Below are 12,638 nucleotides of genomic sequence, written 5' to 3' on the forward strand. Positions count from 1 at the left end.
AACCGTTGGTAAAAATTTCCGTATTCTTACTCGAACAAAGTAACTTTGGCTTCATTTATACTGAAATTGCAATCATCAAAGAAAGAGATTCTCAAACAACTAGGGTAGGCATTACTAGAGATAAAGTGAGACAAAAGTAGGTCATTGAAAGACAATTATTCTCATACAGAGTCTGAGAATCAAGAAGGTTATCTTAAGTGCGTGCATTTCCTAAAAGCCCAAAAATAATTGTAGTAGTTCTACGTATTTTTTGATTTTTTTGCAACTATTTTGTCAGGATAGCGTCTAAATAATTCATAATTGCCTTATCAATGGCTAATTACGAACTGAAAAGCTCGGAATTATCGGATTAATAGTTATCAGTAAATCTAAGAATTAAGGGTGGAAAATTATTAATACTTCTACCAAAGTAACTAATATTAAGTCATAGCTGATAACTAAAAATTGGAACTTTTGAAGTCAAAAATTGTCAAATTAACTAACAGAAACACAAAAAAGGTTGGGGAGCAAAAATAAAATGTTTGGTCATACTCGTTGGCAAGCTGGATGTGCTGCATTCATGACATTAGGTATTACAGCAGGCACAATCGCACCTTTAATTACACCTACAGCCTCTTTGGCTCAAACAAGCTTTTCAGACGTTTCATATAACTACTGGGCATCACAGTTCATTCAAGAACTAGCACAGCGCGGCGTTATTGCTGGATTTCCTGATGGGACTTTCCGTCCAGATCAAGCAGTCACGCGTGCTCAATTTGCAGCCATGATCCGTAAAGCTTTCCAAAAATCAGCAGAACGGCAAGCTGTTCGATTCTATGATGTGCCTAGCAATTACTGGGCATACATGGCAATTAATGAAGCCTATACAACAGGTTTCTTATCTGGTTATCCCGGCAATCGTTTTGAGCCCAATCAAAACATTCCCCGCCAGCAGGTATTAGTTTCACTGGCTAACGGTCTGGACTATGTTGCTAACAACAGTACTGAAAGCACTTTGCAGTACTACAACGACGCTTACGATATTTCTAGCTATGCTCGGACTCCCGTTGCAGCAGCAACTGAGAAGCGCTTGGTAGTTAACTATCCCAACGTCAAGTCTTTACAACCACAAGCAGTAGCAACACGAGCACAGGTAGCAGCTTTCATCTATCAAGCGTTAGTTAGCACCGGTCAAGTTTCAGCTATTAACTCACCCTATATCGTAGCGGCTGGTAATACAACTCCACCCAAACCGGTAGCCGTGACCATTCCTGAGGGAACTGTTATTCCCGTGAAATACGACAAGGCTGAAAAAATTCTGGTTACCAAGGACGAAACAGCACCTTTAACCCTCACTGTTGGGCAAAACGTAGTTACCGACAGGGGAACTTTGGTCATTCCTGCTGGTAGCCAAGTCGTAGGTAAACTCAAACCAGCGAAAAACGGTTCTCAATTCGTTGCGGAGAAACTCGTTCTTACCAACGGTCAGGAATATCAATTGAGCGCCACTTCTGAAGTGATTACCAAGACTGAAACTATTAAGAAAGGGACTAGCACAAAAGCAATTGTGAAGAATGCAGCCCTCGGTGCGGGTGCTGCAGCAGCAGTATCAGCCGTAACTGGCGATCGCGCTATTGCGACAGAAGAAGTTCTCGGTGGTGCGGCTATTGGTGGATTGCTCGGGCTGTTCTTTGGTAAGAAGAGCGTTGACTTAGTTGTTATTGACCCAGATACCGACCTGCAAATGACTGTAGAAAGAAATTTGCAGATTTCATTAAGATAGGTTAATTGCTAATAGCTAATGGCTAATAGCTAATGGTCAATTTTCTATTAGCCATTAGCCATTAGCAACCAAACAATAACAGTGGTTCCACGTGCATTTAGGGATGTAATATCGGTGTTTAATGCAGGGCTGAAAACTTGAATTTCGCCCTGCATTTGTTCTATGAGTTGTTTGGCAATTGATAGTCCCAATCCTGTTCCGGGAATTTGAGTCTGGGCTTGTACTCCTCGATAATGCCTTTCCCCAAGATGCTCCAAATCTTGAGGTGGAATACCGGGTCCCGTATCACTAATGGCAATTCCTTGAAATGATGGTTTTTCTTGCCCTGCTTGAACTAAAATCTTACCTCCAGCTGGAGTGTACTTTAAGGCGTTATCAATAATATTGCTTAATACTTCTTCTAGTGATTTGCGGTTGACACGTACTAGAGGTAAATGAGGAGGAATTTCTACTACTAATTGTAAATTTCTTTCTTGAGCGATGGCACTGGCGGATACTAATAAGGGTTCTAATATATCCATTATTGAGCAATCTGTTTCTTTCTCCCCCGTACCGGGTAGCAACAGTGAAGTTTTTGGCTCTTTTTGTACGTTGGCTTCAACATAAACTTCTTTTGAGGGTAATGCCACTGACCCCAAATCTTCTGCTGTTAAATCGATCACTTCATCAAATTTTTGCAACAATTCTTTAAGGCGATCGCTCTCTCGCACTATGCTATTTGCTACTTCTTGGTTGATATCCCCCGGACGCAGTCGTTTGAGAAGCAGCTTGCCAAAGGTTCGCAATGCAGTTAATGGATTGCGTAACTGGTGGAGTAAATTATCGAGTAAATCTTGCTGCTTTTCTTGCAGAATTTGCTGTTGGTGTAACTGCTGTTCCAACCATGCTCTCTGTCTATCTATAACACAAGCTAAAGAGAGTGTTTGAGCGATGCGCTCAATTTCGCCCCTTTCCTGCTCGTTCCATTGCCGATCTTCCCTAACTGTTACGAGCAGCCCTAACATCATATCCTGGCCGATCAGAGGCAAGACAATGCGATCGCCGTCTATGAAGTATTCGTCTGCGGAATGAGACTCTGACGCCTCAGTTGTTGAGGTTTCTCGTGTGGTCGCAGGAAATTCTTCTGCTGCTTTCAATAGCTTCTGATTCTTTTTGGTTTCTCCCAATCTCCGGGCTTTACCTGTAGAAGAATGGGGAATTCTTTTCATGACAGTCAAAGCTGAACTATATGAAACCTCATCGGGGTTTGAAATAGACATGGGCAACACTAAAGCATTATCTTGCTGCCGTTCCACTGCTGTCTCTGGGTAAAACACCACAGGTATTAGCTTCGCCTCTTGTGTCGTTGAAGCCTCTACCAATTCTTGTGTTAAATAAACGACACTCAATGATGCTTCCAGTGCTTGGGCTAACAGTGCCATCTGCTCTCGGCATAGAGCAACAAACTCAGAACTGGTAGACATTGACATTACTTTGGTTGGGGGTTAGGGATTGGGAGTGGAGGTTACAGTTATGGTAAGAAAAGGAACTGGAAAAAACTTTTCTTTAACAAAGCTTAACTCAATTTGACCTGTCTTGGCTCGTTCCAACGGAGTACACTCGATCGCTGTGTATATTTTCTGTTGCTAGCGAAATTATCTTTCTTGTATCAAAAGGTTAACAACTCTTGAAATTTTGAACTAGAACTTTTATAATTACGACGGATTTTGTAGCTATCACTACAATAATCTATAGCTTTCAAGAGGAGGAAAGAAGGTTGGCAAGGAGACGAAAAAGGAAGAGCCGTCGTCGTCAAGAAGGGCGACGAATTTTAGAACACGTGCCCCAATATAGCATCGAAAGCGGCGAAGAGAAACCTGTGACAGCAGCAAGAAGATTTATTCAAGCTGAGGGAATCTTGCCACCTGCGTTGCTACTCGTAAAGCGAAACGAACACACCACAGATCGTTACTTCTGGGCTGAGAAAGGTCTGTTTGGTGCTCAGTATGTTGAAGAAAATCATTTCTTATTTCCCAGCCTGAGAACGTTAGAACCTTCTCCAGGTCAAGAACCAGTAGCTGTTGCCAGTCGCTGAACCATCAATGGCTATCATAGGATCTGAGTTGGACTCATGACAACAATTAACTGGCAAAAATGCTGTGTATATTCAGAATTTTCATGTTTTTTTAAGAATATGGCTCATTTGCCAGTGAGGAGCAAGCCTAATTTGGACAATCAACTTCAATCAAACTATTTGCTTGGTTAATGAGTTGATTCTGCGTGCAAGAGCGGATAAGAGAGGAAAATGAACGTTTTTGGATGTGAGCAGACCATAGATTGTGCTCTTTACGAGCGATGTAACTTCTCCCAACAGTATGCAGGGAGAACATTTTACACAAGGAACGTTCTATCTCCTCTCTTAAGTTCTTTTTTTTATGGGGTTGTTACAAGTCCGTCTCTTATTCTTTATAGAGATAGTCTTTGGTGTACGGCTATGACTCGCAATTTTTTAAACTCAATGCCCGTTGAAGCTCAATGAGTTCATCTCGATGAGCAACAACAGTAATTTTACTTGGGAAGCGTTCGTTGCCCTTGGTTTCTTCCAATTTCAACGAAACCTTCTCAAGTTTTTTGGCTTTTTTCCAGTAAAAAGTACCGCTTAAAGGTGAAAGCAGTACCATTCCTACAAAAACTTGATTGAGATTGGGGAATAGAAAAGATAAGACTAGCGATAGGCAAAGAATACCTGTAGCAGCTAAAAGCGTTAAAAATACAGCTAAAAACCAGCTAGGTCTAACATAACCTTCAAAGGTTACTTGGTTGTGTTCTGGGTCTACCGCTGCCACTCGGTAAGACCGAGACTGAAAGTAATCCTTTAATAAAGGCATTAAAGTGTTTTCGTCGTCTGCTGAAACCAGGTGTGCTGTTTCCATACGGTCTTTGGTCGAAGCTCGAATAAAGAAAAACAGCCCGACAGATAATAGTAAGGTCAACAGTAACGTGGATGGCAAAATGGCAGTATCCATAAATCGGTAAGTGTTACTTTTAAGTTGGAGGGGACTTATTCATTATCAAGTAACTGAGCGCAAGTCACATAACAACAGTATAAATTGTGATTAGTAATACCATAAACTACTAACCACCAACCACTAACTAGTTGAATTGTGATTAGTAATACCATAAACTACTAACCACTAACGACTAACTACTAACTAGTTGATTCGTTCTCTCATCAATGTATTGGTGCCACAAACGAGCTAAACTCGCAGCTTGCGATTGCCATTCTGGGGAAACTTGGTACATTCTCCTTGGACGTCCGCGTCCTTCAAGTTTTTTCCAATATCCAGTGATTGCCTTCTGGTCTTCGAGAAACTTAATTGCACTATAAAGTACAGTATCAGAGAGTCTGTATGTTGGATATTCGGTTTCCAGGCGTTGGATCAACTCTGTTCCGTAGGATTCTCCTTGTAGTAAAACGTACAAGATATAGCAAATAGCTAATTCTTGACAGAGATACGTTGGCGGAGGATTTTCAAAGAATTTATATATATCCTCAAGTTTCATGGTTAGTAAATGGCTAAAAAATGCCTAAGGGTCAAGCTTCTAATCCCACATGGGTGTCTGAGATGCTACCCCGAAAACTTTAAGAATATTGTGGTACTTAGGCTGTAATACCAAAGAACAAAAAGTGATAAGTCGTAGGATGGATGCGCCATTTATAGAGGTATACAGGTGGATACCTCTACCCAAGCTTTTGGCGTTTTGTTGAGGAGCTATTCGACAACAGCATAACAGCTGTCCTCGATTTAGGTTGATGCAGATGGCGTAAAAACTGCTTAAGCATAAAATCCCGCCTAAGCAATTTTAAAGGGAAAATGCATTTTTGATGAACAACTTAACCAAAACTTTGTCGGACAGTAATTATCCGAGGGTAATGCTAAAGATTAGATATAGTTTTCAGTAAAGAAGGTTGACAAACATATCAATACGCTTAAGTAGATTTCCGATATCAATCTCTATATAGTTATTCTACAAAAATATCAGAGTGAGGGAGATACCCATAAAGCCAACATAAAGCAGTTTTAAGCCTAAAAGCGCGATTTTCCAGAGAAATCGCGCTTCTTGGTTAGCAAGTTTTACCCCAAACTATGTCTTCTTCGTTTTTTATTTGTCAGAAAATGAATGAAATCTTGTTCAATAACAACAAAGCCACTGCTTGAGTTCTAAAAAACAAAGCAGTTCCCTAAATTTTTGAAAACATTATTTTTTACTGTAACATAGGATAATCAGCAATTAACATTTTTCTTTTCAGAAAAAAGTAAGAAGTTGAGGGAATACCTTGCTATCCCTTCATAATGGTTTCAATATCCGGGTATAACTACTGGGGAAAGTTCATGTTAAATTGAACAAGCGCCCAGGATATTAGTAATGTTAAGTATGTCAGACATCTCTGGAATCCGGGCGATCGCCCAAGCGTTTCGCCTGACAGGTTGGATTAGCTTTTGGACTCAGTTAGTACTGGGCATTGTCTCTGGCGGGATTTTGCTAAGTGCAACTTTTGTAGGCAGGGGAACTAACAACAGTAATAATCCGGGAACTGGATTTGGTGCTTTTTTTGCGGTTGCTGGACTCATTGCCTTAGGTGTAGGCATTTATTTAGCATTTCGTCTCATTAGTACTGGTAGGAGATTGGACTCTGCCAACCCTAACAACCGTCCTCGAAAAATTGAAAGCGTTCAAGTCCTACAGTTTGCACTCGTGGTGCATCTAACAGGAATGCTGCTGACTCTTTTAGGAGCGCAAGCGATCGCCGGTACACTGATTCTCAAATCATTAACATTGCCGCAATTTGGTGTTGGAGTATACACTCAAATTGACCCCAGCCGAATTATCCAACCTCTAGATATCTTTGTCGTGCAAGCAAATACCAACACGGTAACAGCACATTTTGCAGGTCTTGTTTCTTCCATTTGGCTGCTTTACCGTCTTTCTAAACCACAGCCTTAGGGATTGGGGACAAGAGAGACCGGGAAGACCAGGAAGACAAGGGGGTGCGACTTATCTTCAATCTCCATCCCCATTGACAAATGACAAATGACAAATGACAAATAACAAATGACTATTAATAATTGAGTAGATCTGTGTTAGACATTAGGCAAATACGGGAAAATCCACAATTAGTGCAGGAACGGTTAAATACTCGTGGTGGAAACTACGATGTTCAACCGCTGATGGAGTTAGATACACAGCAGCGCGAATTAGAAGCCAAGCGAAATCAACTCCAAGCACGCAGTAACGAAATTGCTAAGCTAATTCCTGAAAAGATAAAAGCTGGTAGCGACCCTAAAGGACCGGAAATTAAAGGTCTGCGGGATGAAGGGAGTTCAATTAAAGCTGAACTTGGGAAAATAGAACCCCAAGAAAAAGAACTGCTAGCCAAAATTAAAGAATCTTTACTGGCAATACCTAACTTACCTAGCGACTCCACCCCCATCGGTGAGAATGAGGAAAACAACGTTGAAGTCCGTCGTTGGGGCGATGAATACCTTCCCAAAAACCAAAATATTCTTCCTCATTGGGAAATTGGCGAAAAGTTAGGAATTTTTAATACCGAGCGGGCTGTAAAAATAGCACAAAGCCGCTTTATCACCTTAATAGGCGCTGGTGCAGCACTGGAGAGAGCTTTAATTCAATTTATGCTCGATCGCCAGATAGCCGCAGGCTATGTAGAAATCATGCCTCCTATTTTGGTCAATAGCGATTCCATGACAGCGACAGGGCAATTGCCTAAATTTGCCGAAGAAAGCTTTAAATGTCAAGCAGATGATTTATGGCTAATTCCTACAGCAGAAGTCCCCGTCACCAATCTCTATCGTGGAGAAATTATTGATGGAGAGCAATTGCCCATATACCACTGTTCTTATACTCCCTGTTTTCGTCGAGAAGCAGGTAGCTACGGGCGGGATATGCGAGGATTAATTCGACTGCATCAATTTAATAAAGTTGAAATGGTCAAGTTCGTCCATCCGAGTTCCTCTAATGAAGAACTGGAAAAAATGGTGGAGAACGCTGAAGCTATTTTACAAGCATTGCAGTTGCCATACCGAGTTTTATCCTTATGTACTGGGGATTTAGGTTTTCACTCTGCCAAAACCTATGACTTAGAGGTTTGGCTTCCCTCTTCGGGTAAGTATCGGGAAATTTCCAGTTGTTCAAACATCTTAGATTACCAAGCACGACGGGGTGACATTCGCTTTAAAGAAAGCGGAAAAAAAGGAACTCAATTCGTTCACACCCTCAATGGTTCGGGATTGGCAGTAGGGCGGACAATGGCAGCGATTTTGGAAAACTACCAACAAGAAGATGGAACGGTACGGATACCGGAAGCGCTACAGCCTTACTTGCGACGAGAGGTGTTGTAATGGAAGACTGGCTAATTGCTAATGGCTAATGGCTAATGGCTAATGGCTGATGGCTAATGGCTAATGGCTGATGGCTGATGGCTATTTCCTTTTCGGTTTAAAATTCTACCTCTGTATGTAGGGGTGGGCAATGCCCACCTACTTCGTAGGTAATCGTAGAAGCAGTTCGATTAGCTATTAGCCATTAGCCATTAGCAATTAGCAATTAGCAATTAGCCATTAGCTATTAGCCATTAGCCGTTAGCATAAAATAGAAGTAGCTGAATCAGTTCATTACATTATCTATGTCATTTTTTGCCGCATTAGCAGCGATCGCAGTTTTAGCTGTTTTAATTTTGGTCCACGAATTCGGCCATTTCATTGCAGCAAGGTCTCAGGGGATTCACGTCAACCGTTTCTCTTTAGGCTTTGGTCCAATTCTTTGGAAATATCAAGGAGTGGAGACTGAATATGCTATTCGTGCCATTCCATTGGGTGGTTTTGTCGGTTTTCCTGACGACGATCCGGATAGCACCATTCCGCCTAACGATCCCAATTTGTTGCGGAACCGTCCTGTTTTAGATAGAGCGATTGTTATTAGTGCAGGAGTGATAGCTAATTTATTATTTGCTTACCTCCTCCTTACGACACAGGTTTTTGTTATTGGTACAGCACAAGCAACTCAACCTGGGGTTTTAATCCAACAATTAGCACCAAAGGTGAGTTCTGTAGCAGCAAAAGCTGGGCTTGAACCAAAAGATGTCATACTAGCAGCCGATAACAGAGAATTTGAAACTTCAATCCAAGAGATAGAGGCTTTAAGAAACATTATTAAAACTCACCCAGGTCAGCCAATCCAATTAAAAATTGCCCGTGGCGACAAAACGTTATCTTTAACTATTGTTCCTGAAGCAAATGCAAATGGGGATGGCACTATTGGTGTAGAACTTTCTCCTAATGGTAAAGTTGAGCGTCGGCGCGTCAGCAATCCGCTCAAAGCTTTGAGCATTGGTGCGGCTGAATTTCAACGGATTGTTTCCATGACATTCTTGGGTTTTGGGCAATTGATTACAAACTTCCAGGAAACCGCAAATCAAGTTGCTGGTCCTGTGAAGATTGTCGAAATAGGGGCTAACATTGCTCAAAATGATGCTGGTAGTTTATTCTTCTTTGCTGCTCTCATCAGTATTAACCTAGCTATCATCAACATATTGCCTTTACCAGCTTTGGATGGCGGACAACTCGCTTTTCTCCTTGTTGAAGGCTTGCGAGGTAAACCTTTACCCAACCGCATTCAAGAAGGTGTCATGCAAACTGGTTTAGTGCTACTTTTAGGATTAGGTATTTTTCTCATACTTAAAGAAACTACCCAATTGGAGTGGGTGCAAAAGTTATTCCAGTGATTGGTATCCGCAAACGGTCATCAAAAAAGCAACGAGCAATAGAAATTCTCGTTCGTCTGAAGCGCCTCTATCCCGACGCGACTTGTTCTTTAAATTATGCAAGCCCAGTACAACTGCTTGTTGCTACTATTCTCTCCGCACAATGTACTGATGAGCGGGTCAATCAAGTAACACCAGCGCTATTTAGTAAGTTCCCTGATGCAGCGAGTTTGGCAAATGCTGACTTGGAAGAGTTGGAAAATCTAGTCCGTTCCACTGGTTTCTACCGCAATAAGGCAAAGAATATCAAATCTGCTTGCCAAACGATCGTGAGCGAATTTGGTTCTCAAGTCCCAAAGCGCATGGAGGACTTACTAAAACTTTCTGGTGTAGCTCGGAAGACAGCAAATGTTGTTCTCGCTCATGCTTATGGAATCAATTCTGGGGTAACAGTTGATACTCATGTTAAACGTCTCACCCAACGTTTGGGTTTAACGGAACATTCCGATCCCATCCGCATTGAACGAGATTTGATGGGTTTATTACCTCAACCAGACTGGGAAAATTGGTCTATCCGGCTCATTTATCACGGTCGCGCCATTTGTAAAGCACGATCGCCCGCTTGTGAGGCTTGTGAACTCTCTGACCTCTGTCCTTGTGCTTTTCACGTTCCGCAGGAAAAGGTAAAGGCAAAAATTGTAGAAAACTAGCGGTCTACCGCATTCATTTTGCGGAGCCGTAGAGGCTAGGTATCACCTCGTTCCCAGGCAGAGCCTGGGAATGCCTTAATAAGACAGAGAGATTACTGTCTTTTACGTTATTTTTAAAACAAAGATGAATTACGAGTGATAAATTAGCTATTATTTATGTAATTATATAAAATGGAGAATGCTGTCTAAAAAGTAAGCTACCAAAATAATATGGCAAAAAAGAGCATGATTGAGCGCGAGAAAAAACGCGCTAAATTGGTACAAAAGTACGCTGCAAAAAGAGAAGCGTTGCTGGACGAATTTAAAGAGGCAGAATCTCCTTTAGATAAGCTGGAGATTCATCGGCAAATTCAACAACTTCCCCGCAATAGCGCTCCTACCCGCCGTCGCAACCGCTGCTGGTTAACAGGTCGTCCAAGAGGCGTTTACCGTGACTTTGGGCTATCTCGGAACGTCCTTCGGGAATGGGCGCACGAAGGTCTTTTGCCTGGAGTGGTTAAGTCTAGCTGGTAGTTAGTCGTCAGTAGTTAGTAGTTAGTGGCGCTTTTAAACAACTAACCACTAACAACTAACAACTAACAACTAACCAAAATCATTGACCGCAACATTTATCAATGCCCAAGCTTTCCAAAAGTAAATCGCTGACGGCGTTAGCAATAGCAAACTCTCCGTAAAAACTTTTGGAAAAATCAAACGACTGCATTTCAGTAACAATGGCAATTACCAGAGAACCCAAGTCGTTTTCCCCCTCCATTCTCTGGCGCACAAAAATCTGTGCAGCTCTTTGGGCAATTTTTTGATTCACTGCCTCTGGGATAAATTCTTCATCTAACCACCGATGTAAGCTCAGTTGCAACCACTCTCCCTCAAGTACGGGATTTTGAGCCGGTGGTAAAGTGATAGGTGGGATTGATTCGTTCATATCTTTATCACTCAATCGGCATAATTAAAGTTAACTCATTAGACGTGTCACTGGTTACTAGTCACCGATCCCTGGTTACTGGTTATTATGAATTATGATATCGCCACTATTGTTCAAGGTTACGCTCAAGGCTATTTTCTCATGGCTGATGAGGATAATGTCTTGGGATGGTATGGAAGTCGCGATCGCACTCTCATTCCTCTAGATAACAGATTTCGCTACCCCAAGTCCCTGAGGCGAGCATTAAATCAAGAGCGTTTCAGCATTGCAATTAACCGTGATTTTAAATCTGTTGTAGCAAACTGTGCTGACAGAGAAACAACATGGATTTCGCCAGAGTTAAAAAAGATTTATTGGGAACTTTACCAAGCAGGATGGGCGTATAGTTTTGAAACTTGGCAAGGGGACGAACTTGCTGGAGGTATTTTAGGGATTGTGATTGGGGGTGCTTTTATTGGGGAGTCGATGTTTTACCGCATTCCCGAAGGATCGAAAGTGGCGATGGTAAAGTTAGTAGAGAGATTGCGGGAAAGACAATTTGTACTCTTTGACGCCCAAATGATGAATCCTCATTTGGAAAGGTTTGGGGCTTATGGCATTAATGATGATGAGTATCAAATTTTGCTGAAAAAAGCTTTGTTTCGGAGGTGTTCTTTGGATTAACTATTTCCGGTTAAATTTTTTTCTCCGTCACTAAAGTCAAACTTATCCAATCGCCCTTGTCACTGTAGCTGCGAATCATCCGCTGGCGCAAATCTGGTTGAATAAGCCAACCCACTTCAAGAAACAACGGCTGACGCACTGACAGTTTGAGTGGAGACGTTGCTGATGCACCATTAGGTAAGAGCAAGACTTGTACCTGTTTTTGGGGGTCTTGGTCAAAGTGGATGATAGAGTTTTTAACAGTAGCTGTTGAGGAGATCGTGCGCTCGCCAAAAGTTAAACTTTGGATAAGTCGTCCATTCCCATCTAGCTGTAGTTGCATTTTTGTAGAATAATTTTCAGGAGAACGCCAATCGGGATATATCGTGACTGCTTCGCCTTGCCATTCTCCGAGTAAATTGTCCACTGTCAGCTGGGGCTTTTGTGGTGGTTGAGTTCCTGCTAGGTGTTCTCTAATTAAGGTTAATTGAGCTAACTCAAGATTTTTATCATACAACTGAACGAGACGCAGGCGTTGGTTTTCATAAATCAAACCAAATTCAGCACCAAATTCAGAAAATGGTGCGAGTTGAATTGAACCTTGGGAAAACGCCCCGTTCTTAAAAAACAGTACACTTCGTGCAAGCGTGCTGTATTCTAAGACTTTCTCACTTCCCCCAAGACGAATTGTTTGACGAATTTTCTGGTTGTTATCTAGCCCTTCCAAAGTCACTACACTTGGGGTATCTTCCAAAATGTCACCCTGAGGAGAGAAGCGAGTAAAAGACCCTTGCCATTCGCCTAGATTTTGTAGTAGGGCTGTCCATTGCGAGTGCATAG

General features: G+C 41.9%; 13 protein-coding genes. 8 read left to right on the forward strand and 5 right to left on the reverse strand.

The genetic code is table 11. The features are described from left to right. Positions 1-517: 517 nt before the first annotated feature. On the forward strand, positions 518-1,762 hold the full coding sequence (locus HC643_RS30745) for an S-layer homology domain-containing protein (protein ID WP_038082134.1): 1,245 nt from the start codon (positions 518-520) through the stop codon (positions 1,760-1,762). 47 nt (positions 1,763-1,809) lie between these two features. On the opposite strand, the gene HC643_RS30750 is transcribed toward HC643_RS30745, so the two are convergent. Beyond that, positions 1,810-3,231 (reverse strand): sensor histidine kinase, encoded by a 1,422-nt coding sequence (locus HC643_RS30750; RefSeq protein ID WP_408019915.1) that lies wholly within the window; start codon positions 3,229-3,231, stop codon positions 1,810-1,812. Positions 3,232-3,518: 287 nt separating this feature from the next. Here HC643_RS30750 and HC643_RS30755 point away from each other — a divergent pair, with 287 nt between their 5' ends. Further along, complete coding sequence (locus HC643_RS30755) at positions 3,519-3,836, forward strand: DUF3155 domain-containing protein (RefSeq protein WP_026134610.1); 318 nt, start codon at positions 3,519-3,521, stop codon at positions 3,834-3,836. A gap of 397 nt (positions 3,837-4,233) precedes the next feature. Here the strand turns inward: HC643_RS30755 and HC643_RS30760 are convergent, their stop codons facing one another. Together HC643_RS30760 and HC643_RS30765 are read right to left on the reverse strand one after the other, a co-directional pair. After that, entirely contained in the window at positions 4,234-4,767 is a 534-nt protein-coding gene (locus HC643_RS30760; protein WP_038082138.1) for a cofactor assembly of complex C subunit B, read from the reverse strand. Positions 4,768-4,942: 175 nt separating this feature from the next. Further along, a complete protein-coding gene (locus HC643_RS30765) occupies positions 4,943-5,305 on the reverse strand; it encodes a PadR family transcriptional regulator (RefSeq protein ID WP_038082139.1) in 363 nt (120 codons plus the stop codon). Between the two features lie 873 nt (positions 5,306-6,178). On the opposite strand from HC643_RS30765, the gene HC643_RS30770 reads away from it, so the two are divergent. From HC643_RS30770 to rpsN, 5 genes are all read left to right on the forward strand, one after another. Further along, on the forward strand, positions 6,179-6,748 hold the full coding sequence (locus HC643_RS30770) for a DUF3611 family protein (RefSeq protein ID WP_082051881.1): 570 nt from the start codon (positions 6,179-6,181) through the stop codon (positions 6,746-6,748). Positions 6,749-6,882: 134 nt separating this feature from the next. Further along, the gene (gene serS, locus HC643_RS30775; RefSeq protein ID WP_038082142.1) at positions 6,883-8,163 is read left to right on the forward strand and encodes a serine--tRNA ligase; all 1,281 of its coding nucleotides are present in this window, start codon (positions 6,883-6,885) and stop codon (positions 8,161-8,163) included. 284 nt (positions 8,164-8,447) lie between these two features. Further along, positions 8,448-9,545: an RIP metalloprotease RseP gene (gene rseP, locus HC643_RS30780; RefSeq protein ID WP_038082144.1), complete on the forward strand. Its 1,098-nt coding sequence runs from the start codon at positions 8,448-8,450 to the stop codon at positions 9,543-9,545. Then, a complete protein-coding gene (gene nth / locus HC643_RS30785; RefSeq protein ID WP_038082146.1) occupies positions 9,521-10,234 on the forward strand; it encodes an endonuclease III in 714 nt (237 codons plus the stop codon). The genes rseP and nth overlap by 25 nt, the downstream gene beginning before the upstream one ends. A 210-nt stretch (positions 10,235-10,444) precedes the next feature. Then, positions 10,445-10,747 carry a 30S ribosomal protein S14 gene (gene rpsN / locus HC643_RS30790; RefSeq protein WP_038082149.1) on the forward strand — a complete coding sequence of 101 codons (303 nt, stop codon included), beginning with the start codon at positions 10,445-10,447 and terminating at the stop codon, positions 10,745-10,747. Between the two features lie 79 nt (positions 10,748-10,826). Here rpsN and HC643_RS30795 read toward each other — a convergent pair whose 3' ends face one another. Next, positions 10,827-11,156: a hypothetical protein gene (locus tag HC643_RS30795; RefSeq protein ID WP_038082150.1), complete on the reverse strand. Its 330-nt coding sequence runs from the start codon at positions 11,154-11,156 to the stop codon at positions 10,827-10,829. Between the two features lie 87 nt (positions 11,157-11,243). On the opposite strand from HC643_RS30795, the gene aat reads away from it, so the two are divergent. Beyond that, positions 11,244-11,819 carry a leucyl/phenylalanyl-tRNA--protein transferase gene (gene aat, locus HC643_RS30800; protein ID WP_038082151.1) on the forward strand — a complete coding sequence of 192 codons (576 nt, stop codon included), beginning with the start codon at positions 11,244-11,246 and terminating at the stop codon, positions 11,817-11,819. Between the two features lie 10 nt (positions 11,820-11,829). Here the strand turns inward: aat and HC643_RS30805 are convergent, their stop codons facing one another. Then, a complete protein-coding gene (locus HC643_RS30805; protein WP_038082153.1) occupies positions 11,830-12,636 on the reverse strand; it encodes a DUF3598 family protein in 807 nt (268 codons plus the stop codon). Positions 12,637-12,638: the final 2 nt, after the last annotated feature.

It is taken from the genome of Tolypothrix bouteillei VB521301, assembly GCF_000760695.4.
Lineage (GTDB): Bacteria > Cyanobacteriota > Cyanobacteriia > Cyanobacteriales > Nostocaceae > Scytonema > Scytonema bouteillei_A.